Annotated in this window: 27 protein-coding genes; 1 reads left to right on the forward strand and 26 read right to left on the reverse strand. The window is 38.0% G+C overall.

All coding sequences use genetic code 11. The features are described 5' to 3' along the window. The 7 genes from ispD to VAHSUH02_RS06045 all read right to left on the reverse strand — a co-directional run bounded on the left by ispD (position 1) and on the right by VAHSUH02_RS06045 (position 8,624). Positions 1–1,173, reverse strand: a complete 1,173-nt coding sequence (ispD, locus tag VAHSUH02_RS06015) for a 2-C-methyl-D-erythritol 4-phosphate cytidylyltransferase (protein ID WP_005383460.1) — start codon at positions 1,171–1,173, stop codon at positions 1–3. Beyond that, positions 1,166–2,314: a PIN/TRAM domain-containing protein gene (locus VAHSUH02_RS06020; RefSeq protein ID WP_005377588.1), complete on the reverse strand. Its 1,149-nt coding sequence runs from the start codon at positions 2,312–2,314 to the stop codon at positions 1,166–1,168. Before VAHSUH02_RS06020 ends, ispD begins: the two co-directional genes overlap by 8 nt. Positions 2,315–2,384: 70 nt before the next feature. Beyond that, positions 2,385–3,761: a DNA repair protein RadA gene (gene radA, locus VAHSUH02_RS06025; protein ID WP_005383464.1), complete on the reverse strand. Its 1,377-nt coding sequence runs from the start codon at positions 3,759–3,761 to the stop codon at positions 2,385–2,387. A 155-nt stretch (positions 3,762–3,916) separates the two neighbouring features. Beyond that, positions 3,917–6,367, reverse strand: a complete 2,451-nt coding sequence (locus VAHSUH02_RS06030; RefSeq protein WP_038148805.1) for an ATP-dependent Clp protease ATP-binding subunit — start codon at positions 6,365–6,367, stop codon at positions 3,917–3,919. A gap of 156 nt (positions 6,368–6,523) precedes the next feature. Then, positions 6,524–7,588: a protein arginine kinase gene (locus VAHSUH02_RS06035; protein WP_005383469.1), complete on the reverse strand. Its 1,065-nt coding sequence runs from the start codon at positions 7,586–7,588 to the stop codon at positions 6,524–6,526. A 10-nt stretch (positions 7,589–7,598) separates the two neighbouring features. Further along, the gene (locus VAHSUH02_RS06040) at positions 7,599–8,138 is read right to left on the reverse strand and encodes a UvrB/UvrC motif-containing protein (RefSeq protein ID WP_005379925.1); all 540 of its coding nucleotides are present in this window, start codon (positions 8,136–8,138) and stop codon (positions 7,599–7,601) included. 6 nt (positions 8,139–8,144) lie between these two features. Further along, entirely contained in the window at positions 8,145–8,624 is a 480-nt protein-coding gene (locus tag VAHSUH02_RS06045; RefSeq protein ID WP_005383471.1) for a CtsR family transcriptional regulator, read from the reverse strand. Between the two features lie 269 nt (positions 8,625–8,893). Here VAHSUH02_RS06045 and VAHSUH02_RS06050 point away from each other — a divergent pair, with 269 nt between their 5' ends. Further along, on the forward strand, positions 8,894–9,400 hold the full coding sequence (locus tag VAHSUH02_RS06050) for an S-adenosylmethionine decarboxylase family protein (protein ID WP_005378718.1): 507 nt from the start codon (positions 8,894–8,896) through the stop codon (positions 9,398–9,400). A 106-nt stretch (positions 9,401–9,506) separates the two neighbouring features. Here VAHSUH02_RS06050 and VAHSUH02_RS06055 read toward each other — a convergent pair whose 3' ends face one another. The 19 genes from VAHSUH02_RS06055 to VAHSUH02_RS06145 form a co-directional block, all read right to left on the reverse strand. Beyond that, positions 9,507–10,190 carry an HAD hydrolase-like protein gene (locus VAHSUH02_RS06055; RefSeq protein ID WP_038148807.1) on the reverse strand — a complete coding sequence of 228 codons (684 nt, stop codon included), beginning with the start codon at positions 10,188–10,190 and terminating at the stop codon, positions 9,507–9,509. Positions 10,191–10,192: 2 nt separating this feature from the next. Then, positions 10,193–10,618, reverse strand: a complete 426-nt coding sequence (sufU, locus tag VAHSUH02_RS06060) for a Fe-S cluster assembly sulfur transfer protein SufU (RefSeq protein WP_005378700.1) — start codon at positions 10,616–10,618, stop codon at positions 10,193–10,195. A gap of 11 nt (positions 10,619–10,629) precedes the next feature. Beyond that, entirely contained in the window at positions 10,630–11,859 is a 1,230-nt protein-coding gene (locus VAHSUH02_RS06065) for a SufS family cysteine desulfurase (protein WP_005383476.1), read from the reverse strand. An 11-nt stretch (positions 11,860–11,870) separates the two neighbouring features. Then, a complete protein-coding gene (locus tag VAHSUH02_RS06070) occupies positions 11,871–12,917 on the reverse strand; it encodes a SufB/SufD family protein (RefSeq protein ID WP_005383478.1) in 1,047 nt (348 codons plus the stop codon). A gap of 9 nt (positions 12,918–12,926) precedes the next feature. Next, positions 12,927–14,336: a Fe-S cluster assembly protein SufB gene (gene sufB, locus VAHSUH02_RS06075; protein ID WP_005379968.1), complete on the reverse strand. Its 1,410-nt coding sequence runs from the start codon at positions 14,334–14,336 to the stop codon at positions 12,927–12,929. A gap of 8 nt (positions 14,337–14,344) precedes the next feature. Further along, positions 14,345–15,088 carry a Fe-S cluster assembly ATPase SufC gene (gene sufC, locus VAHSUH02_RS06080; RefSeq protein WP_005383480.1) on the reverse strand — a complete coding sequence of 248 codons (744 nt, stop codon included), beginning with the start codon at positions 15,086–15,088 and terminating at the stop codon, positions 14,345–14,347. 273 nt (positions 15,089–15,361) lie between these two features. Next, complete coding sequence (locus VAHSUH02_RS06085; protein ID WP_038148810.1) at positions 15,362–16,618, reverse strand: diaminopimelate decarboxylase family protein; 1,257 nt, start codon at positions 16,616–16,618, stop codon at positions 15,362–15,364. Positions 16,619–16,674: 56 nt separating this feature from the next. Then, positions 16,675–17,094, reverse strand: coding sequence for a DoxX family protein (locus VAHSUH02_RS06090; RefSeq protein WP_005383483.1), 420 nt, complete (start codon positions 17,092–17,094; stop codon positions 16,675–16,677). Between the two features lie 229 nt (positions 17,095–17,323). Next, positions 17,324–18,949 carry a chaperonin GroEL gene (gene groL, locus VAHSUH02_RS06095; RefSeq protein ID WP_005378685.1) on the reverse strand — a complete coding sequence of 542 codons (1,626 nt, stop codon included), beginning with the start codon at positions 18,947–18,949 and terminating at the stop codon, positions 17,324–17,326. Positions 18,950–19,048: 99 nt separating this feature from the next. Further along, positions 19,049–19,330, reverse strand: a complete 282-nt coding sequence (groES, locus tag VAHSUH02_RS06100; RefSeq protein WP_004696047.1) for a co-chaperone GroES — start codon at positions 19,328–19,330, stop codon at positions 19,049–19,051. A 227-nt stretch (positions 19,331–19,557) separates the two neighbouring features. After that, a complete protein-coding gene (locus tag VAHSUH02_RS06105) occupies positions 19,558–20,127 on the reverse strand; it encodes an ANTAR domain-containing response regulator (RefSeq protein ID WP_005383485.1) in 570 nt (189 codons plus the stop codon). Next, on the reverse strand, positions 20,128–21,495 hold the full coding sequence (locus VAHSUH02_RS06110) for a sensor histidine kinase (RefSeq protein WP_005383487.1): 1,368 nt from the start codon (positions 21,493–21,495) through the stop codon (positions 20,128–20,130). Position 21,496: 1 nt separating this feature from the next. Next, positions 21,497–22,531, reverse strand: coding sequence for a tRNA (adenosine(37)-N6)-threonylcarbamoyltransferase complex transferase subunit TsaD (gene tsaD, locus VAHSUH02_RS06115; RefSeq protein ID WP_005378712.1), 1,035 nt, complete (start codon positions 22,529–22,531; stop codon positions 21,497–21,499). After that, positions 22,528–22,977 carry a ribosomal protein S18-alanine N-acetyltransferase gene (gene rimI / locus VAHSUH02_RS06120; RefSeq protein ID WP_005383488.1) on the reverse strand — a complete coding sequence of 150 codons (450 nt, stop codon included), beginning with the start codon at positions 22,975–22,977 and terminating at the stop codon, positions 22,528–22,530. Before rimI ends, tsaD begins: the two co-directional genes overlap by 4 nt. Positions 22,978–22,979: 2 nt before the next feature. Beyond that, positions 22,980–23,735, reverse strand: a complete 756-nt coding sequence (tsaB, locus tag VAHSUH02_RS06125; RefSeq protein WP_005383489.1) for a tRNA (adenosine(37)-N6)-threonylcarbamoyltransferase complex dimerization subunit type 1 TsaB — start codon at positions 23,733–23,735, stop codon at positions 22,980–22,982. Continuing rightward, the gene (tsaE, locus tag VAHSUH02_RS06130; protein ID WP_005383490.1) at positions 23,719–24,210 is read right to left on the reverse strand and encodes a tRNA (adenosine(37)-N6)-threonylcarbamoyltransferase complex ATPase subunit type 1 TsaE; all 492 of its coding nucleotides are present in this window, start codon (positions 24,208–24,210) and stop codon (positions 23,719–23,721) included. Before tsaE ends, tsaB begins: the two co-directional genes overlap by 17 nt. Beyond that, positions 24,203–25,180, reverse strand: a complete 978-nt coding sequence (gene thiL / locus VAHSUH02_RS06135) for a thiamine-phosphate kinase (RefSeq protein WP_005383491.1) — start codon at positions 25,178–25,180, stop codon at positions 24,203–24,205. Before thiL ends, tsaE begins: the two co-directional genes overlap by 8 nt. 98 nt (positions 25,181–25,278) lie before the next feature. Next, the gene (locus VAHSUH02_RS06140; RefSeq protein ID WP_005380484.1) at positions 25,279–25,839 is read right to left on the reverse strand and encodes a GerMN domain-containing protein; all 561 of its coding nucleotides are present in this window, start codon (positions 25,837–25,839) and stop codon (positions 25,279–25,281) included. A gap of 2 nt (positions 25,840–25,841) precedes the next feature. Continuing rightward, positions 25,842–26,933, reverse strand: a complete 1,092-nt coding sequence (locus tag VAHSUH02_RS06145) for an N-acetylmuramoyl-L-alanine amidase family protein (RefSeq protein WP_005380491.1) — start codon at positions 26,931–26,933, stop codon at positions 25,842–25,844. Positions 26,934–26,956 lie beyond the last annotated feature (23 nt).

The raw sequence follows: 26,956 nt of genomic DNA on the forward strand, positions 1-26,956 counted from the left end.
TTAAACCTCTCCTTCATATACGGAAACTACTGCCTGTGCTGCAATGCCTTCACGACGACCGATGGCGCCAAGCATTTCGTTGGTAGTAGCTTTAATACTAATGCGATCTAATGGAATTTCTAAAACAGACTGTAAATTAGCCTTCATCGTATCGATGTGTGGCTTTAATTTTGGTGTTTCAGAAATAACCATAATATCTATATTATAGGCTTCTAAGCCTCTTTCTTTCAACAAGGAATTCACATGTTTTAATAAAATCATGCTAGAAATTCCTTTATATGCATCATCTTCTGGTGGAAAATAGTAGCCTATATCCTTTAAACCAGCAGCACCAAGTAAGGCATCCATCAGCGCATGAATCAATACATCTGCATCGGAATGACCATCGGGGCCAACAGGCGATTCGATATGAACACCGCCCAAAATACAAGGTCTTTCTTCCTTCAATCGATGAATATCATATCCAAAACCTACGCGCATCTGTTGCTCCTTGATTCCTAAATACCGTTTAGCCACCGCTATATCGTTTGGTGTAGTAACCTTGATGTTCTCATAATCGCCATCTAAAATGTACACATCTTTACCGATATATTCAACTAAGGACACGTCGTCCGTCCCCAAATAAGCATCACGCTTAGCCGTTTCTTGAGCTTCTTTGAATATATTTTTTAGGAAACCTTGTGGCGTTTGAATATTCATCAACTCGTTACGATTCAATGTTTCTAAAACCTGTCCATCGATATCAACACGCTTAATCGTATCTGTAGATGGCACACCTATAGTCACAGCACCATGAGTCTTGGCGCCTTCAATAACACTTTTAAATAACTCTGGCTTTGCTAAAGGTCTAGCTCCATCGTGAACGAGGACAATATCCATATCATCGCTAACCGCTTGTAAACCTGCATACACAGAATCTTGACGCTCTTTGTCACCTGTAATAATTTTAATTGATTTTGAAAGCCCTAATGATGCAATATGCTGCTTCATATACTCTGCTTCGCCGTCAGCAACAACGAGAATGACTTCACTCACTGCTTTAACTTGTTCAATATTACTTAACGTCCATTGAATAATTGATTTATTGCCAAGTTTAATGAAAATTTTGTTCTCATCATGACCCATCCGGCGACCTGCGCCAGCAGCTAATACAATACAGCTAACCTTACTCATGCTTACCTCCATCTACACGCGCAAAAATCATACGCCCTGCACTGGTTTGTAAAATGGATGTAACCATAACCTCAACCTCTTGACCTACATATGGACGACCGTCTTCTACAACAATCATAGTTCCATCATCTAAATAAGCAACACCTTGTTGAACCTCTTTGCCTTCCTTCATTACTTGCACACGAATCCATTCGCCTGCAATAAGGGCCGGTTTCAACACATTGGCTAATTCATTTAAATTTAAAACCTTAATGCCTTGTACACGAGCCACCTTATTAAGATTAAAATCATTGGTCATAAGCTTCCATTGTTTCTCTAAAGCTAATCGCATCAATTTAGAATCAACTTCGTGTAGATCATCATAGTCATCTTCTACAATTTCAATAGATACAAGTTTTGCATCCTGCATTTCTTTTAAAATATCTAACCCACGACGACCACGATTTCGTTTCATCGCATCTGCGGAGTCGGAAATAATTTGTAACTCATTTAAAACAAAGACAGGAACTACCAATGGGCCATCAATAAACCCAGTAGCGCACAACTCCTTAATACGCCCATCAATAATAACAGAAGTATCTAATAACTTTGCAGTTGAATTTGAGTCACTGGACTTGTGAGATCCAAACATGTTGAAGCCTCTACTTTTTTTAGTCCCCGCTTCACTGCGTTTCCATTGCTTTAAATAGTTAAGATACATTTCAGGTCCCTTACGGGCCATCAAACGTACACCGCTATAGCCAAAAATGGCACTTAAGATGATTGAAATATACGGTCCAATAATAGGAACCTGATTGAATGCTGCACCAATTAAATTAGCAATAATAAGACCAAATAATAAACCGATGGTGCCTGCAATCAATTCTTGGTTAGGAATATGTGTTAATACCCGTTCCAATCGTCTAGCAATGACTAAACCTTGTTTTAAAATAAAGGACGAAATAAAATAGCCTATTAAAATACCAATTATCGTACCAAGCACAATAACTGAAATACGTGCTACAGTGAGCGACATATCTCCAAAGCTTGCAAATTGAGATACTAAATAAGGATCAATAATAGGGGCTAAATTGTCCATACCTACGTATGCGGCCGTACCGATAAGGATAGCAATCACATACCGTAAAATGCCATAAATCATGGCATCACCTCCTTCAAATACCATAGAGTTTATACTCAATGTATTAGCCTTCTATGAACTATAACATGTATTAAGAAAATGCGAGTTGCATCGCTTGTGCAATTGACGTAACCCCACGGATTTGAATAGACTTATCATCGTGCTTAATTTGCTTATAGTTCCCTTCTGGGATAATAAACTTTGTAAAGCCCAATTTCTTAGCTTCATTAATACGTTGTTCTATGCGTGGGATACTACGAACATTACCGGTCAATCCAACCTCTCCAAGAATCACCATGTCATGAGGCACTACGCGATTTTTTAAATTGGATACAATGGCAACGGCCATCGATAAATCGCAAGCCGGTTCATTAACCTTTAACCCACCGATTACATTGACGTAGACATCCTTATTGCCCAACGTAAAGCCGCAGCGTTTTTCCAATACTGCTAGTAGCACAATTAGACGATTCAAATCATAGCCAATAGCCGTACGCCTTGGCATTCCAAAGGCTGTTGTAGCTACCAAACTTTGAACCTCTACCAGAATGGGACGAACCCCTTCTAGATAAATCATGACCGCACTACCACTTTCATCATCTGCTCGTTCAGCTAACAAGGACGCCGACGGATTAGCCAGCTCTGCTAAACCATCTTCAATCATGGTAAAAATACCGGTTTCCGATGTGGAACCAAAACGATTTTTGATGGCTCGTAATATACGAAACTGATAGGAACGTTCCCCTTCAAAATAGAGTACTACATCCACCATATGTTCAAGCATACGAGGGCCTGCAATATTGCCTTCCTTTGTTACATGACCAATGATAATGGTGGGAATATTCTGTTCTTTACAAAACCGTAATAAACGCGATGTACACTCACGAACTTGACTAACACTACCAGGAGCGGCTTCGATATCTGCAGTAAACATTGTTTGTATGGAGTCGATGACCAGTAATGATGGTTTTTGATCTAATGCGACCTCAAGAATATGGTCTAAATCTGTATCGGCTATCACATGTAATCGTTCGCTATTAATATGTAATCGTTCCGCTCGCAATTTTAATTGTAATTGTGATTCTTCACCAGATGCATATAAAACAGTACCAACTGTATCGGCCACTTTTTGAGACACTTGTAAAAGCAGTGTTGATTTACCAATACCAGGGTCACCACCTAATAACATTAATGCACCGGGCACAATACCGCCACCAAGCACTCTATCTATTTCCTTATATGTTGTAGGAATTCTTGATACAGCGGACATTTCAATATCTGGTAATGCCACAGGTTTAGTCGTATTGGTGCCCACACCACGCACAGATGGTGTACGACTATGTTTAGTATCTTTCACCACTTCTTCAACCAGTGTATTCCATTCACCGCATTGAGGGCATTTTCCCATCCACTTGGCAGATTCAGCACCACAATTATTACAAAAGAAAACTGTTTTTACCTTTGCCATACAACCCCCATGAAAAGTAAAAGGTCATGAATGATAATTCACTCATGACCTTTTGTGCATAATTTATACTACGGTCAACTATTATCACTAATAGTATACCATTTTGACATTAAATTTTACATAAAAGACTGTATGAAAACAATATCTATTCCCAATTATTTAGAAGCTTTTACCACAATGTGTTCATCTTCTACATCAGCCTTGATGATAGCTCCTTCAGGAGCATTACCTTGTAAAATAAGATCTGATATAGGATCTTCAATTAACCGTTGAATAGCTCGTTTCAATGGACGTGCGCCCATTGAGAAATCAGATCCTTCTTTCACAAGCAAATCCATAGCAGCTGGTGAAATTTCTAGTGATAATCCCATATCACCAAGACGTTTTACTACAGTATCCATTAAAATTGTAACAATTTGTTTTAAATCGTTTGACGTTAAAGCATGGAATACAATCATTTCATCGATACGATTCAAAAATTCAGGACGGAAATGGCGTTTTACCGAATCCATAACAGATTTTTTTGCTTCCTTAAAATTAACCCCATTAGTATCTTCAGTGTTGCTATCAGCCTTTTTAGCTGCTAAAAATCCTAGTTCAGGTGAATCCTTGCGCAGAGCTTTAGCACCTAGATTACTCGTCATGATGATAACAGTATTTCTAAAATCAACAGTGCGACCTTGACTATCTGTTAATCGACCATCATCAAGAACCTGCAATAAGATATTAAAGAAATCTGCATGAGCCTTTTCTACTTCGTCAAGTAGAATTACGCTATATGGTTTTCGGCGAACTGCATCAGTTAATTGGCCCCCTTCTTCATAGCCAACATAGCCTGGAGGCGCCCCAACTAAACGCGATACAGTATGCTTTTCCATATATTCGGACATATCTAGGCGAATCATCGCCGTCTCATCACCAAATAAGGCAACAGCTAGGGCACGAGCCAATTCGGTTTTCCCAACCCCAGTAGGTCCTAAGAATAAGAATGACCCAATAGGACGTTTAGGATCTTTTAAACCAGCTCTAGCACGGCGAACAGCCTTAGAAACGGCCACAACAGCCTCATCTTGACCAATGACACGTTTATGAAGCTCTTCTTCTAGATGTAATAATGATTCAGATTCTTCCTGTGCGATTTTAGAAACAGGAATCCCCGTCCATTGTGCTACAACAGAGGCGATATCTTCGTCAGTCACAACTAACTTAGCGTCGCTATTTTCCTTAGCTACTTTTTTCTTATCGTTGATTTCCTTTTCAATGCGCTTTTCTTCATCGCGCATCTCAGCCGCCTTCTCAAATTCTTGAGCTGTTACAGCAGCTTCTTTTTCCTTTTTTACATCTGCTAATTGTGTCTCCAATGCTTTCACATCGGGTGCGGCAGAAAACACTTTCATCCGCACCTTAGATGCTGCCTCATCGACAACATCAATAGCCTTATCCGGCAAGAACCGATCCGTAATATAACGACTGGATAGTGAAACCGCGGCTGCCAATGCTTCGTCGGTAATCTTTGCCTTATGGAAGGCCTCATACCGATCACGTAATCCTTTTAAAATTTCAAGTGCGTCTTCCTCGGATGGCTCACCAACAAGAACAGGTTGAAATCTGCGTTCTAAAGCAGCATCTTTTTCTATATGTTTTTTATATTCATCCAAGGTTGTAGCGCCAATCACTTGAAACTCACCACGAGCCAATGCAGGTTTTAAAATATTCGCAGCATCCATAGCGCCCTCAGTAGCACCAGCGCCAACTAATGTATGAATTTCATCGATGAATATAATCATATCGTCATGTTTTTGAACCTCATCGATTGCTTTTTTTAATCGTTCTTCAAATTCACCACGATATTTTGCACCGGCTAGCATGGAACTGATGCTCAATGAAATAATTCGCTTATTACGCAAAATTTCTGGTACATTACCATTTACGATGCGCTGAGCCAACCCTTCTGCAATAGCGGTTTTACCTACACCTGGTTCACCGATAAGCACCGGATTATTTTTAGTGCGGCGACTCAATATTTGAATGACCCTCGCAATCTCCTTATCTCGACCAATAACGGGGTCAATTTTACCTTGCTTAGCCGATTCATTTAAATCTGTGCTAAAATCAGCAAGTTCACCTAATGAACTATTGTCTTTTCTATCTTCCCCACTATGACTAGCGCTGTCAGAAGATCCGAGAATTGTTCGAATCGTATCCACAATATCATTTGCACGAATATTATGATTGCGCAATATACCTACTGCTATGCCACCACCATCGCTCAACAGACCTAATAGAATATGTTCTGTCCCCACATAATTGTGGTTCATATGATTAGCCACTTCAACAGCTAACTCCAGCACATGTTTTACACGGGGAGTCATATAGACGGAACTAGCCTTCTTATTACCTCGTCCTATATGCTCTTCAACATCTTCAATAATAGTCTCTGCACTGAGACCAAGCTCATTAAGAGCCTTTGCGGCAACACCATTTTTAACCTTTATGAGCCCGATGAGTACATGCTCCGTTCCCACATAGTCATGCCCTAGTTCTAAGGCCGCTTCTTGGGCGAAGGATAACACTCGTTGTGCATCATCTGTAAATCGTTGCATCATATGTATTACCTCGTTCGCAAACATCAGTTTGCGCTCTTTATATAAACTTCATTCATAAAATGAAGGTACATTTTATCAATCTATATAAAATGGAATTTCTTGAATATCTCCATGAATAGTATTCTTAAATATCATAGAAAACAGGAAAATCACTTATTATTTTTGTGAAAGTTTTTCTCTAATAACTGTTGCTCTATAATTATCACATTCTTGAGGACTTATCTCTTCTTTTCCCATATATTTAAGTAAAAAATTAGGTCTTGTAATAGCCACCAACTCATTAAAACTATCGTTCGACCATGCTGGTAAGATATTTAAATCTACACCTAATTGGATATCGCTTAATTTTTCTAAGGACTCCTGACCACTTATAGACCTTGCATATCGCAATATACCATAGGACCGCCACAAATGATCTTCAAGACCATCTTTATCATTGTGCACCAATGTTTGACGACATTTTCGCTCTTCTGCTATGATACCTTCTACAATTTTCGTCAATTGCTCAATGGTATCGGCTTCGCTAATGCCCATCGTACGTTGATTAGACACCTGATACATATGACCTAATGCGTCAGAACCTTCGCCATATAAACCGCGCACAGAATAGCCAAGCTGAACAATACTCCGAACAAGACGATTAATGCGTCCAGTCATTGCTAATGCAGGAAGATGAAGCATAACAGAGGCGCGTAAACCGGTACCCACATTCGTTGGGCATGCAGTTAAATAGCCAAAAGATTCATTAAATGCAAATGGTTGCTTCTCATCAATAGCATCATCAATGCGTTCTGCATGGTGAAAAGCATCTATTAAATTCAGGCCCGCCTCCATAGTTTGTATGCGCAAATGGTCCTCTTCATTAACCATAATTGCTACCGATGCGTCATCGGATACAAGTAAGCTACGATATGGCATTTTTTCAGCCATAACAGGACTAATCAAATGTTTTTCCACAAGAATAGCACGCTCTGTATCGGATAATTTATCAAGACTAATACAGTAATAATCTTGATTATCGGAATTTTTTAACGTAGTAACCAAACCACGTGCAATGGAATCAACATGATGTAGAGCGGCTCCATCATTTTTATTGGTAAATAATGTGTCTCTGAAATTCCGAGCTAATCGTATACGACTAGAAATAACGATATGATCTGAATCGGATGGCGTATGTTGGAGCCATTTACTAAGGGCTGCATCTAATATATTATCAAACATACTATCCTCCTCAATTTTCTTTACTATCGACCTTCGATTCTAAAGCTTTGATTTTATCTCTAATTTGAGCTGCTTCTTCAAAGTTTTCATCACCGATAGCCGTTTCTAATTGACGTCGTAATTGCTTAATTTCATATTGTGCTTTAAACACATTATGCCCTTGGTTTGGTACGCGTCCTTCATATTCAACTGACCCTTGAATGCGTTGAACCAATGATGCAATCTGATTTTTAAAAGTTTCGTAACAACTAGGACATCCAAATTTCCCAAATCGATTAAAATCTTCAAATGTATTTCCACAATTTGGACAGCGTTTCATCTGCTGTGATTGCAACATATGGTCTGGGTACACCATATTTTTGAAAAAATCATTGGAGAAAAAGTCATTGTCCCAAATATCATTTACGAAAGAACTAAAGGGAGATAACTTACCATCTTTTTGTAATTTATTAGCACAGGACGAACATAAATGTTGTTCTGTTTTTTGATTATTAACGATATTTGTCATATGCACTGTTGCTTCGTTTGTATGGCAATGATCGCATTTCATATGACATCACTCCTTCCGCAATGTCTCTATCATGGATGCATAAAGATTGCGAATTGCATCATTTCTAGATTCATAATCTACATGTTCAATGATGCTGGCAAATGAATTATGCATCATTTGAGCCTCGCGCTTTGTAATTTTATTATCTTGTAACAATTGAAATAAAGATTGATCAACATCGCGTAAATCGATTAACCGTTCCACGCGATTTAGACCTTCATAGATATGATAGGTTGTCACTGCTGGTACCATATTAGAAGATTCTGGTTGCAACTTACGAATTCTAATATATCCACCTAATCCACGTCTAGATTCAACATCAAATCCTCGTTCATTAGAAAAACGCGTACTCAATACATAGCTAATCTGAGATGGTGCACAATCTAATTCATCGGCCAACTCATTTCTCTTTAAAATCAATCTTTCTTGTTCTTCTGTTAATTTATTAAGTATAAATTTTTCTATTTTATCAGCTATAACGCTCATAATAACACCTCTTTATAAATTTATCTCTTAATTTGTCTTTTTGTTCTTTTAATATAGCTTTATTATATTTGATTATTTGACTATTGTCAAATATAAAGTCAAATTTTTATAAATTATTATTTGACTATTACCGAATTACCTAAATTTATTACATGAATTGTCCAACAAATCAATGTATGTACGTAAATATTTCTACGAATAGACTAATATAAGAATTCAATGTATAATATTAAAGATATAATAATGTATGTACGAAAGAAGGTGCTACAATGGCAGATGCATTAGGTCATCAATTATTACTAGATTTATATTCTTGCAATGAAGAATCCCTCTCTTCCGCTGCAGCCGTACAAGAAAGTGTAGCTGCTGCATTTGAGTTAGCAGATATTGAATTAGACGAAATTAACTATCAAGTTATGGATGATGAAATTGTCGTTCTTGCTATTGCAAAACAATTTCATTTCACATTACATGCGTATCCAGAATTGGGTTATGTAGCAGTTGATTTATTCGCCTTCAATCGTACTCTACCACTTACACAATTTATGAAATCCTTACGTCAATCATTTGGATCTGAAAAAGTAAAAGCAACCACTGTCCAACGTGGCGATTTTGGTAACGAACGCGATATGAAACCGCGTCGCAAAACCAAAATTACAACGCTTGGTCGTGTATTCCGTACACGTATCCAATTAAAACAAACTGGGGGCAAACTCAAAAAACAAAGCGCTAAGGTTATTAAATCATTAGCTAAAAAAAGTGGCCTAAAAAAATAACATAAGAAAAATCTAAAAGACCTTGCTCAATACGAACAAGGTCTTTTTACTGCGTCAAAAAGGCTAGAGACAAATCTCTAGCCTTTTAATATGAACGTTAATAGTCTTATCTACGAACAAGCATTTCCTCTAAGTCCAAGGTCATAACAATATCATCTACATCATCGCAAAGATATTCTGCATTTGCATCGTTTAACTCTGTTTCGGTACCATATCCATAGGTAACACCTATAGATATACAACCTAATTCATTGCCTGACTCAACATCGTATTTTCTATCCCCTACCATGTATACTAGACGACGTCCCGTATCATCAGTTAATGGATTACCACACAATTCGATAGCCTTTTGTAGAATCTCTTTCTTATGAACCAAGCCTTCTTTGTAATTGGCACCTACAATGACATCAAAGTATTGTGTAATAGAAAAATGATCTAAAATCTCGCGTGCATAAACTTCTGGCTTAGCCGTAGCCAAGGCCACAGTATAATGTTCATTTTTAACCTTGTCCAATAGGTCGATGATGTTAGGATACAATTGATTTTCGAATTTACCAATGGTACCATAGCGTTCACCAAACTTTTTATATACTTTTTCTGCTTCTTCTAATACCATGCCACAGTGTTCTTGAAATGAATCTACAAGTGGAGGGCCTAAGAATAATAACAATGTTTCATGAGGTGGAATTTCATATCCAAAAGATTCGAGTGCATATGTGACACTCTTCAAAATTCCTTCTTCTGAATCTGTTAAGGTTCCATCCAAGTCAAAAATAATGGTCTTATTCATAATTATTTCTTTAAAGCCTCTTTTAATGTATGCCATGCTAATACAGCACATTTTACACGAGCAGGCATATTAGAAATATTTTGTAAGGCCATAGCATCTTCCAAATCTTCAAGCTTAGATTCGTCGGTAACCTCTTTTTTTATCATACCCAAGAATAATTCTACCAAACGCAATGCTTCTTCTACAGATTTACCCTTGATAATATCAATCATCATGGATGCTGAAGCTTGGCTGATAGCACAACCAGAGCCTGTGTAAGCTGCATCTTTAATAATGCCATCTTGTACATCAATTTGTAGCGTCAAATCATCACCACAACTTGGATTGTGCCCATGTTCGGAAGCAGTAAATTCACTTAACTCACGTTTATTACGCTTATCTTGATTATGTTCCAAAATAAGTTCCGTATACAATTGATCCATTTCCATGTGAATGTCTCCTAATCTTTAAAGCCCATTACCGAACGGACAGTTTTTAATACTTCTAAGAATGCATCTAAATCTTCTTTACGCGTGTATAAATACATGCTGAGGCGTGTAGATGCAGCTACGTGAAAGAATGCGCCCAAAGGTTGTGCACAATGATGTCCAGAGCGTACACAGATACCTTTAGAATCAAGGATAGTCGCTACATCATGAGGATGTACATCATCTATTGTAAAAGCGATAACGCCATGTTTTTCACGAGGGTTTTGAGATCCCAATACGTGAACATGAGGGATTTCAAGCATCTTAGGCAATACATAGGATACCAATTCTTCTTCATGTGCATCAATAGCATCCATGCCGAAAGATTCGAGATAATCAATAGCGGCATGTAATGTTACAGCACCATGAGCATTTGGTGTACCAGCTTCGAATTTATATGGTAATTCATTGAATGTAGTAGATTGTTCTTTTACATATTCAATCATATCACCACCGAGTAAGAATGGTGGCATTTTTTCAAGTAATTCTCGTTTCCCATAGAGCACACCAATACCTTGAGAAGCACACATTTTATGACCAGAGAATACGAAGAAATCACAGTCCAAGGCTTGTACATCTACCTTCATATGAGGTGTAGATTGAGCTCCGTCAAGAACGACAATAGCCCCTACAGAATGAGCTTTTTCAGTCAATTCTTTCACAGGAAATTCCATGCCAAGAACATTGCTCACATGGGCAAATGCCACAATTTTAGTACTTTCATCAATCTTATTGATTTCACCATCTTTCAAATGGCCTGATTCATCTAAGTACATATACTCTAATGTAGAACCTGTTTTCTCAGCAACATATTGCCATGTAACAAGATTGGCATGATGTTCTGCAACAGTAATGACAATCTTATCACCTTTTGTAACAAAATTAGCGCCATAGCTATGAGCGATTAGGTTCATCGATTCCGTACTATTACGGGTAAAGACAACCTCTTCTCGCTCACGGGCATTGATAAACTCAACAACGCGGTCACGTGCATTTTCATACGCTTCCGACGCTTCAATAGCGAGGATATGAGAACCGCGATGTGGATTACCATTATGGTGAAGCATATGGTCTGTAAGGCGATCCATTACCATTTGAGGAATTTGCGCCGTTGCACCACTATCTAAGTAGATAAGGCGATGACCATTATGCTCTTTATGTAAAATAGGAAAATCCTTATATGCTTCTGTAATAGGTCTCATAGTCAATCCTCTTAAATCTTATTACGTACTGCAATCAAAGCAGCTTCTTCAATCACGTCATCACCAATGCGATCGATGATTGGTCGAATCATTGATTCTACAATAATATGTTTAGCTTCTACTTCACTAAAACCACGGCTCATGAGGTAGAACAATTTATTTTGATCAATTTGTCCTGCACTAGCTGCATGATTACCTACTACATTATCTTCTTTACACAATAACAATGGTAGAGAAATAGATTTAACAGTAGGATCTAACAATAAACATGTATCTTCTTCAGCACCTTCAGAGGCAACGGCACCGCGAAGGAAATCCAATGTACCACGGAAGGATTTTTTAGATGTATCGCTTAAGGCGCCTAATGTATGAATATCACTAAAAGATTTTTTACCACCATGTGTCATGAGCATAGCAATATCAAATTTTTGTTCCTTATTGCCTAAATAAGCAATGTCATGAACGATTTTACTAGATTCACCTTGTAAATCATGTTCATAGTTTAAGAAGTTTTCTTTGCCACCAATTTCTACATTGATGTATTCCACATCGGCATTATCCTCTAGTTTTGTATAGCGATGTTCGATATGCTGTACAGTTTCATCTAAAAGATTTACTTTTTTAACGACAATCTTGGCATTAGATTTTACATCGTATTCATTAAGATATTGAATATTAGTCGCCTCTTTTGTACCACCATCTAAGAAGAATTGTACTTCTACGTCGGCGCCTTCTTCAACGATAAATTGGAAACGACTGGCAATACGTGCACTCGCATCAATGCGAATACCTACCACTTCTTTTGCCTTAGCAGGCACATGGATACGATAGCCTTCAGCTTCGCTTACAAGCTTAGCTACAGCCTCACCATTAGCACCTTTATAGTTTGTATTCATCAAAGCTGTACCAGCTGGCAATGGGCTTATAATGGCATCATTACCTTTTACCAATACAGCTGTAGTTTTGTCTGATTCTCCCCAAAGACTTGCTGGAGTATGGTTAACACGCAACCATCTAAAGGTAGGTCTAGGAAGTTCATTAAATAGTAATTCGCTCATAGTACCTCCTTAACCGATAGAACCTTCTAATTCAAGATTGATTAGATTATTCATTTCAACAGCATATTCCAATGGCAATTCTTTAGAAATTGGTTCTACGAAACCACGAACAAGCATTGCACGAGCTTCTTCTTCACTAATACCACGCGTCATAAGGTAGAAAATAGCTTCATCAGAAATACGGCCAATCTTAGCTTCATGACCTAAATCGACATTATCATTTTCTACAATAATAGCTGGAATTGTATCGGATTGAGAAATTTCATCCAACATCAAAGATTCACAGGATACAGTTGCTTTTGCATGTTCTGCATTAGGACCAATTTTCAACAGGCCACGATAAATAGCAGCACCACCGGATTTGGAGATAGATTTAGAGTTTACATTACTTGTCGTATATGGTGCATTGTGAACCACCTTACAACCAGTATCAAGGAATTGACCTTCACCGGCAAATGTTACGCCTGTAAACTCAGCATGAGCACCTTCGCCATTAAGGATACTCATTGGGTACAAACAGGATACGTGAGAACCAAAGGAACCAGATACCCATTCAATAGTACCGCCTTTACCTACAACACAACGTTTGGTATTGAGGTTGTACATATTCTTAGACCAGTTTTCAATTGTGGAATAACGCAACGTAGCGTTATCCTTAACGAACAATTCTACTGCGCCTGCATGAAGATTGGATACATCGTATTTAGGAGCAGAACAACCTTCGATAAAGTGTACCTTAGCACCTTCTTCTACGATGATCATCGTGTGTTCGAACTGACCAGCACCTGGTGCATTCAAACGGAAATAGGATTGCAATGGAATATCCACTTGCACGCCTGCAGGAACATATACAAAGGAACCGCCAGACCAAACGGCACCATGAAGAGCTGCCCATTTATGATCTGTAGGAGGAATCAATGTCATCCAGTATTTTTTTACGATTTCTTCATGTTCATGAAGTGCTGTTTCAATATCAGTATAAATTACGCCTTGTTTTACAAGATCTTCTTGAATGCTGTGATATACGACTTCGGAGTCATATTGGGCACCTACGCCTGCAAGAGATGTTTTTTCTGCTTCTGGAATACCGAGGCGATCAAATGTGCTCTTAATATCGTCAGGTACTTCATTCCAATCGCCCTTCATATCTACTTTAGGCTTTACATATGTGTAAATATGTTCCATATCTAAGCCAGAAATATCAGGAATCCAATTAGGAATTTCCATACGATTGTAAATTTCTAAGGATTTCAAACGGAAGTCAAGCATCCATTCCGGTTCATTTTTATTAGACCAAATTTCACGGATAATATCTTCTGTTAACCCAGCATCAGCAATATAGGAATACTCAAAATTATTCTTTATATCATAGACACCACGGTCCATATCCGCAACTTGGGTTTTCTTTCTTTCTTCCATGTTGCCTCCTATGCTAATGCTTTGTATGCGTCGTAACCTTTTTCTTCAATTTCACGAACCAATGAAGCATCACCAGTCTTAACGATTTTACCATTGATCAAAACATGTACAAAATCAGGTTTTAATTTTTGTAAAATTTGATTGTGGTGAGTGATGATTAATACTGCATTATCTTCATTATGGAAACGATTAACACCTTCGGATACAATGCGAACAGCATCAACGTCAAGACCAGAGTCAGTTTCGTCAAGGATAGCCAATTTTGGATTTAAAATAGACATTTGAAGAATTTCATTTTTCTTGCGTTCCCCGCCGGAGAAACCTTCGTTTACATAACGTTGTGCATAGGATGTATCAAAGGACAATGCATCCATTTTTTCTTTCAATTCTTTTTTGAAAGCCAACGCGCGTACATTTTCACCTGTAATTGTAGATTTTGCAGTACGGATGAAGTTTTCTACAGTAATACCAGGAACGGAAATCGGGCTTTGGAATGACATAAAGATGCCTGCTTTTGCACGATCATTTACAGCATCTTCTGTAATATCCTTGCCATCAAATACGATAGAACCTTTATCGACTGTATACAATGGGTTACCCATAATAGCATTTGCCAATGTGGATTTACCAGCACCATTCGTACCCATTACGACGTGAATCTCACCTTTATTTATTGTTAAATTAATGCCTTTAAGAATTTTCTTCTCTTCTACAGACACTTCCAAATCTTTAATCTGAAGTAATTCAGCCAAAATATTTCACTCCTTCGTATCAGATAATCTGATTATATGATTAAAACTTTATAGTCACATAGAAAAACGGCGGTACGCACAAGGGTGATACCGCCGTATTCTCTCGCCACTTTAGCAAGTATGTGCATAACAATCTATACTCATTATACATTCTTATCTAAATGATAGCAAGATATTCCTACTAAAATATACAGGAATTAGAAAAAATCCCTATATATCCGTATATCTTATAGTTTATTAATAGTAGTTCTCAACTCTATTTAATTCTCAATATTATAAATTAGAGAAGTCTAATGTACCAAACAAATCATCGTATGTTTCAGCGCGACGAATTTGTGTAACAGATCCATCTTTGTGCAACAACAATTCAGCAGAACGTAATTTACCATTGTAGTTAAAGCCCATCGAATGACCATGTGCACCTGCATCATGAATGATGATACGGTCACCAATATCAATTTTTGGCAATTCTCGTTGAATAGCAAATTTATCATTATTTTCACACAAGGAACCAGTTACATCATACACATGATCTTTAGGAGCATTTTCTTTACCCATTACTGTAATATGATGATAAGAACCATACAATGCTGGACGCATTAAATTAGCCATACAAGAATCTAAACCGATGTAGTGACGATAGATGTCCTTTTTGTGAATAGCTGTGGAAACAAGATATCCAAATGGGCCTGTTACCATACGACCACATTCGTAGGCCAAAGCAATATCCTTAAGACCATTGTCTTTAATGATTCGATCATAAGCTTCATGAACACGTTCGCCCAATTTTTCAAAGTCAACAGGCGTTTGTTCTGGTTTATATGCTACGCCTACACCACCACCAAGATCGATAAATTCAACATCGATGCCTAATTTTTCTTTAATTTCTACAGCTAGGTTAAAGCAGATTTCAGCTGTACCTACCAATCCATCAATATCAAGTTCATTGGATACAACCATAGTATGTAAACCAAAATGTTTTACACCCTTTGCTTGTAATTGCTTATATGCCTCAAATACTTGCTCACGAGTCATACCGTATTTTGCTTCCTCTGGAAGACCGATAATCGTATTGCCCCCTTCTTTCAAAGGACCTGGATTATAACGTACGCAGAATGTATCTGGTAGAGATCCGTGATGTTTTTCTAAGTATTCAATATGAGTAATATCATCTAAATTGATGATAGCCCCCATATCCAAAGCCTTTTTATACTCTACATAAGGTGTGTCATTGGATGTGAACATAATGTCATGGCCTGTAATGCCCACCTTTTCGCATAGAAGTAATTCAGCTAAGGAGGAACAATCAGCGCCTACCCCTAGTTTTTGCAACACACGCATAATATATGGATTTGGAGTAGCTTTCACAGCAAAATATTGTTTAAATCCCTTATTCCAAGAGAATGCGGAGATAAATCTCTTCATATTATTAACGATACCTTCTTCGTCATAAATATGAAATGGAGTCGGATAGTTAGCAATAATTGCTTCTAATTGTTCAGATGTAAATGGAACTGTTTTTTGATTCATAATAACCTCTCTACATAGTAAAAGACTCATCTATGATGAGTCTTCTAATTAACTGATTATTTAAATAATGCCTTATCTAAACTATAGCGACCTGCACCAGCAAAGAACAACATAATGGCGCCAAAGGCCATTTGGGACGGATAATCCCAACTAAAGAAATTGCCGTTAAGATTCAATATGGTCGCTACCGCCAAGGTACCTACAACTAGAAGCGTGCCAATACGTGTAAACAGGCCTATAATAAGAAGAATACCACCGACCATTTCTGCATAAGATGCGATGGTACCTAATATAACCTCAAAGCCACTTGGCACACCTAAGGCGGACAACATGGCCCCTACCTTATAAAGACCTTGTTCACCACTTACATATTTTAAGTATCCATGATAGAACATGGAAATACCTAATGCAAGGCGATAGAATAAAAGCCCAAAATTAATATAATCAGGTTTACTTTTAAATAAAAAGTTCAACATAGTAACACCTCTTTATTATATAGATATTTTTAGATATAAAAATTATATGCTATATACTAGTGTCTGTCAAACCAAGACTCTTATATGAAATTCTATAGAATTATATCATAAATTGTTTATGAAATCAATTTATCAAGATTCATTCTAAGAATAAAAAATCCTAATGAATGTAGCAATCTACATTCATTAGGATTTTAATATATTATCTATGTATCGCTAAAGCAGTTGATTACATCATACCGCCCATGCCACCCATTGGAGGCATTGCAGGAGCAGCAGCATTTTCTTCTACTTTATCAGCTACGATTGTTTCAGTAGTCAATACAAGAGAAGCGATGGATGCAGCATTTTGAAGAGCAGAACGTGTTACTTTTGCAGGATCCACGATACCAGCTTTTACCATATCGATATATTCTTCAGTCAATGCGTTGAAACCAACACCAGCTTCTGTATTTTTAACTTTTTCTACTACAACGGAACCTTCAAGACCAGCATTGTAAGCAATTTGACGAAGAGGTTCTTCTACTGCACGTTTAACAAGGTTAATACCAGTTTGAACATCACCAGTAGCTTCCAATGTGTTCAATGCAGGGATGATATCGATGAATGTAGTACCACCACCAGCTACGATACCTTCTTCAACAGCAGCACGAGTTGCGTTCAATGCGTCTTCGATACGAAGTTTTTTATCTTTCATTTCAACTTCTGTAGCAGCGCCTACTTCGATAACTGCAACACCACCAGATAATTTAGCAAGACGTTCTTGTAATTTTTCACGGTCGAATTCAGAAGTTGTTTCTTCTACTTGTGCACGAATTTGGCTAACGCGTTTAGCAATTACGTCTTTATCGCCTACACCATCGATGATTGTAGTTTCATCTTTAGTGATGCGAACTTGACGAGCTGTACCAAGATCAGTAAGTTCTACAGAATCAAGTTTACGGCCCATATCTTCAGTAATTACAGTACCACCAGTCAAAATAGCGATATCTTCAAGCATAGCTTTACGACGGTCGCCGAAGCCAGGAGCTTTAACAGCTACTGCTTTGAAAGTACCACGCAAGCGGTTTACTACCAATGTAGCCAATGCTTCGCCTTCTACATCTTCAGCGATGATAAGAAGTTCTTTACCTACTTTTACCACTTTTTCAAGTGTTGGCAACATATCTGCGATAGCACTGATTTTACGGTCAGTAATCAAGATGTATGGGTTATCCATAACAGCTTCCATACGATCAGGGTCAGTTACCATGTAAGGGGAAATGTAACCGCGGTCGAATTGCATACCTTCTACTACGTTTAATGCAGTTTGCAAGCCTTTAGATTCTTCTACAGTGATAACGCCATCGTTACCTACTTTTTCCATAGCTTCAGCAATTAAGCCACCAATTTCTTCGTCAGCAGCAGATACACTTGCAACTTGAGCGATTTCAGATTTACCAGAAACTTTAATGGAGCGTTTTTTAATTTCTTCAACCAAAGTTTTAACGGCTGTTTCAATACCTTTTTTCAAGATCATTGGGTTAGCACCAGCTGCGACGTTGCGCATACCTTCTTGAATCATAGCTTGTGCCAATACTGTTGCAGTAGTAGTACCATCACCTGCTACGTCGTTAGTTTTAGTAGCAACTTCTTTAACTAATTGAGCGCCCATGTTTTCAAATGGATCTGGAAGTTCGATATCACGAGCAATAGTTACACCATCATTTGTGATTGTTGGGGAACCAAATTTTTTATCCAATACGACATTACGGCCTTTTGGTCCTAATGTAACTTTTACAGCATTTGCCAATTGATCAACGCCACGACCTAATGCGCGACGAGCTTCTTCATTAAACAAGATTTCTTTTGCCATATGTATTACCTCCTAGATAGTAACACTATCCAATGTAAAGAAATATATGCCCTAAGGCAATATAGAATGTATCATTAATATGTATAGCCTTGAAAGCTATTATAATACTGCTAAGATATCGCGTTCGCTAATAATCAAGTGAGTAGCGCCATCGATTTCTAATTCGCTACCAGCGTATTTTGCAAACATAACAGTATCGCCAACTTTAACTTCTGGAGCTACACGTTGACCATTGTCATATACTTTACCAGCACCTACTGCTACAACAACACCTTCTTGAGGTTTTTCTTTTGCTGTATCAGGAAGGAAGATACCACTTTTAGTTTTTTCTTCTTTTGCTTCTAAACGGATAAGAACGCGGTCAGCTAATGGTTTTAACATATGATGTCACTCCTTATTTACTATGTATTATTCATAATTCATTAGCACTCTAACTTATCGAGTGCTAATCACATGTATTATTATAACCTATGTCAAAATAATTGCAAGTACTAATTTTGATTTTTTGACTTTTTAGTTTTTACAAGTACTAATTCATATAAAATAACCTTCTATATAAGCTTTTATATCTTATATAGAAGGTTATATGTATCGCCCTATAATTTTTATTAATTAGTCGATGCTTGTTGAATGATTAGTTTACATATATTGACAATAGACTCTCGTTTCTTCATACTTAATTGCCGAATTCGATTATATGCTTCGTCCTCCGGAATTTTATATAAATCCATAAGAATGCCTGTCGCTTTTTGTATTATTTTTCGTTCTTCTAGAGTTTTCTCTAAATCAGCCATTTGTTGACGTGATTCTAAATCATCTAAAAATCGACCACATGCCATTTCTAATGTTGGAATCAGCTGCTCTTCTCTGACAGGTTTTATTAAATATCCATATACACCAGATTCACGAGCTTTTGTCACTAAATCCTGTTGACTATAACTAGTTAAAAGTACAACAGGTGCCAAGTGGTTAAATCCAATTTGACGAGCTGCTTCTATACCATCTAGCTCAGGCATTTTCACATCCATTAACACCGCATCAGGTTTTAGTTCTTTACACATCGTAATAGCTTCAACACCATTCGATGCTTCCCCAACCACTTCATGTTGTTCAGATTCTAGAATATCTCGCAAATCCATGCGGATTAAAGATTCATCATCAACGATTAAAATACGCATTTATTGCTCCTTATGAATATGAATTGTAACAATAACCCCAACATCACCATTTTCAATCGTCATATGACCTTGTAGCTCGTGAGTCACCAAATTATTAATAATTTGCATGCCTAATCGCTTACTTTTAGCCATATCAAAATCACGAGGCAAACCTTTACCTGAATCTGTAAATACTAGTGCAATAGTATCATTCATACTGGATACAGATAATGAAATTATACCATCAGTCCCATCCAACCCATGCACAATACTATTAGAAATCAGTTCATTGAATACAAGAGAAATATAACTGGCTTGATGAGATGAAATAATACAATCGTCTCCGTGATAGCGAAATTCTACATGTTGATTACGATTTACCATGCTCTGGCGTAATAATCGGCACAATTCATCATATATGGATCGTATAGAAATATAGTCTTCATCATAGTGAGATACTAAATCATGGACAAGGGCCATACTTTCAATACGGGAAATACCCTCTTGTAATGCCGATTTTACCTCTGGTAAATCAGAGCGCCGCGCTTCCATCCGTAGTAAACCTGCTACTGTTTGTAAGTTATTTTTAACACGGTGATGTATCTCTTTAATAATGGAATTTTTAACTAGTAGTTCTTGTTGCTGTTTACTTTCACGGGTACAATCGTGAAGAATTAAAAAGCAACGACATTCATTGCGTCCCATCGGAATAGGAATCAAATGCTGTCTTAATACCATATTATGATAGATTTCTTCGGATACAAAATCATTTCGTTCATCTATAACACGATGAATAGCAGATATTTTTAAAGAACTACCAAAAATAGATGTGCCCACCAACCGCCGATCAACACCGACTATATCCGCCAAGTGTAACGCCGTATCATTGCCGTACAGGATAGTCCCATTTTGGTCAAAAATGATGAGCCCATCCAAATACGATATAGGCTCATATTCTTTAATTTGTTCATCCGTGGCCGTCAACATCAATCGGTTCATTGTATCGGCTACGATAAATCCTCGTTTCCCTTCCACACCATTGGCAGGTGCTATATACGAGAAGGAAATGCCTCCTATAGTCTTACCGCCATTATCGACAATGGGAAATAGATATTCAAATCCATTTTGTGTGGATTGTTGAAAGCTTTCACCAGTAGTGATTAGTTTTTTCCACATATCAGAACTAGGTATGCGTGATGTAACTAATGAGTCATTATACTCATATATACACATCATGTCATCATTCGCAATCTCTGTAAACAAAACAATCTTATGTTTACTCACCGATTGGCCAAAGCGAATCATATGACTAATATGAACTAGTAGGGCTGCTTGCAAACTAGATAGATTTGTTTCCTTAACAAGTTCATCATATATATGTACAGTCATACTAGTTACCTTCTACCCATGCAACGGTACCAATTGGCACACTAGGCTTAGCATTTAAATGTAAATCGCAGAATTTTCCGGCTTGTGCCATATAGTAAGCACGGCATCCAATCATAGCCGCATTATCAGTAGCTAAAATTTTACCTGGTTTATAGTACGTAAATCCTTCTTCATTACACATATTCTCTAATGCTACTTGTAAGCCTTGGTTAGCAGATACACCACCAGCAATGGTTATTTTAGTTTCCCCTAGTGTATGAGCTGCATCCTTAGTTTTTTCTACGAGGACATCTACGATAGCCTTTTGAAAGGACGCCGCCACATCAGCCTTATGTATGTCTTCACCCTTTTGTGATTTACTATTTAAATAATTTAGAACAGCTGATTTTAAGCCACTAAAGCTAAATTCAAAATTTCCCGACTCACTAAGGGCCTTCGGAAACTCAATAGCATCTGGATTGCCCTCTGTTGCTAATGCATCAATATGAGGTCCTCCTGGATATGGAAACCCCATAACACGGGCAATTTTGTCAAAAGCTTCTCCTGCCGCATCATCCCGTGTTTGTCCTAAAATCTCGAATTCTTCATAGCCTTTCACATGAACTAACATAGTATGACCACCTGATACAACAAGGCTTAAAAATGGTGGTTCTAATGTAGGATTAGCTAAGAAATTAGCAAAAATATGACCTTCCATATGATGAACAGGTACTAAAGGAATCCCCGTAGCAAAGGATAATCCTTTTGCAGCCGCTACACCAACTAATAGGGCCCCTACTAATCCAGGACCATAGGTAACCCCTATATGATCGATGTCATCCAATGTGACATGAGCATCCGCTAAAGCCTTATCAATAACAGGGATAACTTGTTCTATATGATGACGGGATGCAATTTCTGGCACTACACCACCAAATTTTCGGTGAATTGGCACCTGACTCGATATGACATTAGAAAGTACTGTACGGCCATCCTTAAGTACAGCTGCCGATGTTTCATCACAGCTACTTTCTAATGCTAATGTATATACACTCATTTTCCTTCCTCTTTAATAAGAGACATGATATACGCATCTTCTTTAGGCTCCGAGTAATAATTTTTTCGCATACCTTTTACAGTAAACCCCAATTGTCGGTATAGGGATAAAGCAGACAAATTAGATATACGAACTTCTAAAAAGATTTCATGCATGCCTCGTTTAAAACATTCCTCTATCAATGCACACGTAAGTTTAGCACCAAATCCTTGGCGTCTTGCAGATGGACGTATCGCAATATTCGTAATTTGCCCTTCATCATATACGAGCCACGCCCCTGCATAACCTACAACACCATTGGCATCTTCTACGACATAATAGAGTTTCTTATCTTCATTCAGTAATTCTGTTTCTATGGAATCTAAACTCCAAGGAACAGAAAAGCATTCCATTTCAATAGCAAAAATTTCCTTTGCATCCTCAATCGTTGCTCTACGGACTGTCATGTCTATTTTTCACCTGCCGCTTCGATTACAGTGACTGTAGGATTCTCCTTTAACATAGCAGGGTTATCTTTATGCTTTTCTTCCCACAATACTTCTGCTTCAGACCGTCTAATATAGTACGGTACCATATCCATAGGATCAGCACTTTCACCTCGTTCAATCATAGAGCGGGCGCTTAATAATAAAGAGCTAGCCTTAGGTATGCGATAGATAGGATCACCAATGATTAATAACTCATCATCTTCTACTAGTGGAGCAATCCGCTTAATACCATCGCCCACAAATACGACGCGTTTATGTTGATTTCGTAATCGTTCTACTAATGAAACAGCCTCTACTACGAATGGCTCTTCTTTAACCCGTAAACGCTCTCCATCATATGCATACAGAGCAGCATAGACATGTTTCTTTTGCGCATCAATAACCGTGCAAATCGTATCCGTAATATACGGAATATTACGCGCTAATCCATCCATAGTCATAACCCCATATAAAGGTATATGTAATGCATAAGCCATAGCCTTTGCCGTCCCCATTCCTATGCGCAAACCCGTAAAGGAACCGGGACCACTATCAACAACGATTCCTTTTAAATCAGATTTTTCTACCCTCGTCATCTCTAGCAATGATTGAATATGTGGTACCAACTGCTCAGAATGAGTCAATCCTGCTTGTATAGTAATTTCACCAAGTAACTGACTTTCATTCATCACAGCAACACTAGAAACGACAGAACTCGTTTCAATTCCCAACCACATACATACCTCCTAAAGTATTCAATGTTTCAGCGTCAAGTACATCGCTCTCTAATGTAATCCGTCTAGAGTGAGTATCAATCGAATCAATATGTATCCATAACGTTTCATCGGGCAATTCAGCTTCAAACTTATCCGCCCACTCTACAATGGCAACTTGATCCTCTGTAAATTCATAAAATCCAATATTTTCTAATTCACTTACATCATCCATGCGATATAAATCAAAATGGTATATTTCACCGGCCAATGTCATATAGGTATTCATAAGAGAAAATGTAGGACTTGTAATATCCTCCGACACGCCAAGACCCTTTGCTATGCCCTGAGACATATGAGTCTTACCAGTCCCTAAATCACCGATTAATGCTATGCATAGTGGACTAGCAGACGCTTTGACCCACTGCCCTAGGCGTTCACCAAAGCATTGTGTATCCTCTACAGAATATGTTTCTAATGTAACTTTATTTTTACTCATGAAAATGATTATATCCTTTCGCTTCTAATAAGCGTATCTCTTTATCCTTAGTCACCAATTGTACCATCGGTTTTCCCTCTATAACCTCACCAATAAGCGTGATAGAACCTAACTGTTCTAATGCCTGTGAAAGTTCCTTAGGCGCTGTAAATACGAGCTGAAAATCTTCGCCGCCCAACAAGGCATAATCAACAGGATTAGTATGTAATACAGCAGCTAGTTTATATGTTTCTTCATGCAATGGGATAAGTGCTTCATCAATGACGATTGAAACATGTGATGCCTTTGCAATTTCATTCAACTCACTACTAAGGCCATCGCTAATATCATTCATACTGTGAATGCCTATATCTCGCAATTTTTGGCCTAATTCAATCTGTGGTTCTGGACGCTGATGTCCAATTCTCGTCATTGGATAGCCATCTAGATTATACGATAAGGATCCTAACCCTGTTGCAGCATAACCAATATAATTAGTGACGCCCACCACATCCCCAGGTCGAGCACCACTTCGTAGTATCGCTTTACCTTTAGGCACTTCGCCTATGATAGTAATGGTCCACACCATGGGGCCATCTATACTGACCGTGTCACCGCCAATAAGATTTACATGATATCGTTGGCACTGATCCTTAATCCCTCTATAAATTTCATCTAAAATTTGCGTGTCAATATGACCTGGTGCAGATACAGATAATACAACCTGACGTGGTATACCTCCCATAGCAGCAATATCACTCAAATTAGCCGTCATCAAACGATATCCTACATCATAGGGCGCCATATAATGAAAGATAAAATGAACACCTTCCACCATGGTATCCGTACTTATGAGCTGATCATACCCTTCACTAGCTTTATAAATGGCACAATCATCGCCAATGCCTTGCACCACTGTCTTATTGTCATATATTGTATCCGATTCAATACTATGTATGAAATTAAATTCACCAAGAGTTTTAAGTTCCACTATATCACCTTTTTTATCTTATACACTATATGTATTGTAACATATATAAGAATGCAAAAAAAATCGACCTCATCATACTGATGAGGTCGATTCGTACATTATTTTTTTATGAGTTGTTCCATCCGTTTAATAGGGCTATTCGTATCAAATGCACCTACAATAGGAACCTTTTTGCCATCACATACAAAGAGCACTCCATTGATATTATCAAAAGAGGTCAATGTATTAACAATAGCAGCCATTTGCAACTTAACAGTTAAGTCGCCACCTTTACCATCAACAAAAGCTTTATTCACCTCTACAGAAGCAACTCCATCTTTAACTGTTACAGAGTTGATTTTTATCGCTTTATCAAAGATAGGATACTTTTGTTGGCGATCAGCTTTTAACATGGCAAGCAATGCCGCCTTCGGCGTCACCTTATCTGCTGCGATATCCACGGATTGTTGTTTAACACCGGAACCATCTTCAGTAGGAACAAAGAATACCATTTTAACGGATTCACTAGAAGTCTTAGCAGTTTCAGCATCTTTATTGACCTTGACCTCTTGGCTTACGTTTGTAGAACCTGTGTTTTGCATTTGATTGGAATTACAGCCCGCTGTAAAAGCTAGGATGCCGATACAAGCAATCACTGTTATTTGATTTCGAATATTCATCCTTAGCCTCCAAAGTAACTAGCAATACCAGCAGCAATGCGATTAGCAAAGTCTTGTTTTGTTTGGTCGCTCTTCAAAGCACGTTCTTCATTAGGGTTAGAAATAAAGCCTAATTCTACGAGAATAGCCGGCATATTTGTATGTCTTAATACATACAAATTACCTTCTTGGATACCTCTGTCACCATTGAAGCCTGGTACATTAGCAATTTGATTTTGTACTTTTTGTGCTAAGCGAGCGTCATTACCAGTTTTAGAATAGTAGTATGTAGCAATGCCACCTACACTTGGGTTGTTGAAAGAGTTAATATGAACACTTACAAAGGCATCTGAATTATGGGAGTTTGCTATATTAACGCGAGCACCCAACTCATCAACACCACTCGCATTAGGACCATATACATCAGCATCTGTAGTACGAGTCAGGAATACCTTAGCACCGCGAGCTTCTAAAGCTGATTTCAAATATTTAGCAATCGGTAATGTTGCACTTTTTTCTTGGAACCCTGTAGGGCCGATAGCACCTGGGTCGCTACCACCATGACCTGGATCAATAGTAATCACCTTACCGGATAATCCTCCTGATACAGAGTATATACCGGACCCTTTGCTACTTGCTGGCGCTGTAGCTGGGGATGGTTTCTTACCATAATTGATAGGTTTTGGAGCCACGCCTTTTTTCTGTACATCTACAACAATTCGATACGGCTTTTGATTGACTGTATCCTTCTTCAAAGAGAAAACCTTCACATCATTAGTATCCAATGCGGATGGAGTTTTAATCGTAACTGCCACATCTTTGCCTACTTGTGAAAGTTGAGCTACGCTAGCAATGGAAGAATCCATATAAATAGTATTCTTCGTCGTTTTTAGCTTCGTATTCTTCAAAGTAACCGTTGTCGTTTTTCCATCTTTACTGATGGATGCTGCTGCGTTTACAGGAGTAGATAAATCCATAACCATACGTACATATGGAACAGGTGCATCAGTTCTCGTTACCCAACGAGCATCCTGTAAATTAGCAGCCTTTGCTTGACTTAACATCAGTGGTACAGCCATGAGAAAAGCAAAGCAAATTAAAAATAGTTTACGCAATACATTCACTCCAATCTAACTGA

The organism is Veillonella atypica KON (genome assembly GCF_002959915.1).
GTDB lineage: Bacteria > Bacillota > Negativicutes > Veillonellales > Veillonellaceae > Veillonella > Veillonella atypica.

Coding starts and splice junctions, on each gene's coding strand:
- VAHSUH02_RS06090 (WP_005383483.1), bottom strand. CDS start 17,094: ATGTTGAACTTTTTATTTAAAAGTAAACCTGATTATATTAATTTTGGG.
- VAHSUH02_RS06055 (WP_038148807.1), bottom strand. CDS start 10,190: ATGAATAAGACCATTATTTTTGACTTGGATGGAACCTTAACAGATTCA.
- ispD (WP_005383460.1), bottom strand. CDS start 1,173: ATGAGTAAGGTTAGCTGTATTGTATTAGCTGCTGGCGCAGGTCGCCGG.
- sufB (WP_005379968.1), bottom strand. CDS start 14,336: ATGGAAGAAAGAAAGAAAACCCAAGTTGCGGATATGGACCGTGGTGTC.
- VAHSUH02_RS06140 (WP_005380484.1), bottom strand. CDS start 25,839: ATGAATATTCGAAATCAAATAACAGTGATTGCTTGTATCGGCATCCTA.
- radA (WP_005383464.1), bottom strand. CDS start 3,761: ATGGCAAAGGTAAAAACAGTTTTCTTTTGTAATAATTGTGGTGCTGAA.
- VAHSUH02_RS06020 (WP_005377588.1), bottom strand. CDS start 2,314: ATGATTTATGGCATTTTACGGTATGTGATTGCTATCCTTATCGGTACG.
- rimI (WP_005383488.1), bottom strand. CDS start 22,977: ATGACAGTCCGTAGAGCAACGATTGAGGATGCAAAGGAAATTTTTGCT.
- groL (WP_005378685.1), bottom strand. CDS start 18,949: ATGGCAAAAGAAATCTTGTTTAATGAAGAAGCTCGTCGCGCATTAGGT.
- VAHSUH02_RS06050 (WP_005378718.1), top strand. CDS start 8,894: ATGGCAGATGCATTAGGTCATCAATTATTACTAGATTTATATTCTTGC.
- VAHSUH02_RS06065 (WP_005383476.1), bottom strand. CDS start 11,859: ATGAGACCTATTACAGAAGCATATAAGGATTTTCCTATTTTACATAAA.
- tsaD (WP_005378712.1), bottom strand. CDS start 22,531: ATGAGTGTATATACATTAGCATTAGAAAGTAGCTGTGATGAAACATCG.
- VAHSUH02_RS06030 (WP_038148805.1), bottom strand. CDS start 6,367: ATGATGCAACGATTTACAGATGATGCACAACGAGTGTTATCCTTCGCC.
- tsaB (WP_005383489.1), bottom strand. CDS start 23,735: ATGTGGTTGGGAATTGAAACGAGTTCTGTCGTTTCTAGTGTTGCTGTG.
- VAHSUH02_RS06085 (WP_038148810.1), bottom strand. CDS start 16,618: ATGAATCAAAAAACAGTTCCATTTACATCTGAACAATTAGAAGCAATT.
- VAHSUH02_RS06035 (WP_005383469.1), bottom strand. CDS start 7,588: ATGTTTGATAATATATTAGATGCAGCCCTTAGTAAATGGCTCCAACAT.
- VAHSUH02_RS06110 (WP_005383487.1), bottom strand. CDS start 21,495: ATGACTGTACATATATATGATGAACTTGTTAAGGAAACAAATCTATCT.
- VAHSUH02_RS06070 (WP_005383478.1), bottom strand. CDS start 12,917: ATGAGCGAATTACTATTTAATGAACTTCCTAGACCTACCTTTAGATGG.
- sufU (WP_005378700.1), bottom strand. CDS start 10,618: ATGGAAATGGATCAATTGTATACGGAACTTATTTTGGAACATAATCAA.
- VAHSUH02_RS06105 (WP_005383485.1), bottom strand. CDS start 20,127: ATGCGTATTTTAATCGTTGATGATGAATCTTTAATCCGCATGGATTTG.
- VAHSUH02_RS06045 (WP_005383471.1), bottom strand. CDS start 8,624: ATGAGCGTTATAGCTGATAAAATAGAAAAATTTATACTTAATAAATTA.
- tsaE (WP_005383490.1), bottom strand. CDS start 24,210: ATGAGTAAAAATAAAGTTACATTAGAAACATATTCTGTAGAGGATACA.
- groES (WP_004696047.1), bottom strand. CDS start 19,330: ATGTTAAAACCATTAGCTGACCGCGTTCTTATCCGTTTAGAAGCAAAA.
- VAHSUH02_RS06040 (WP_005379925.1), bottom strand. CDS start 8,138: ATGAAATGCGATCATTGCCATACAAACGAAGCAACAGTGCATATGACA.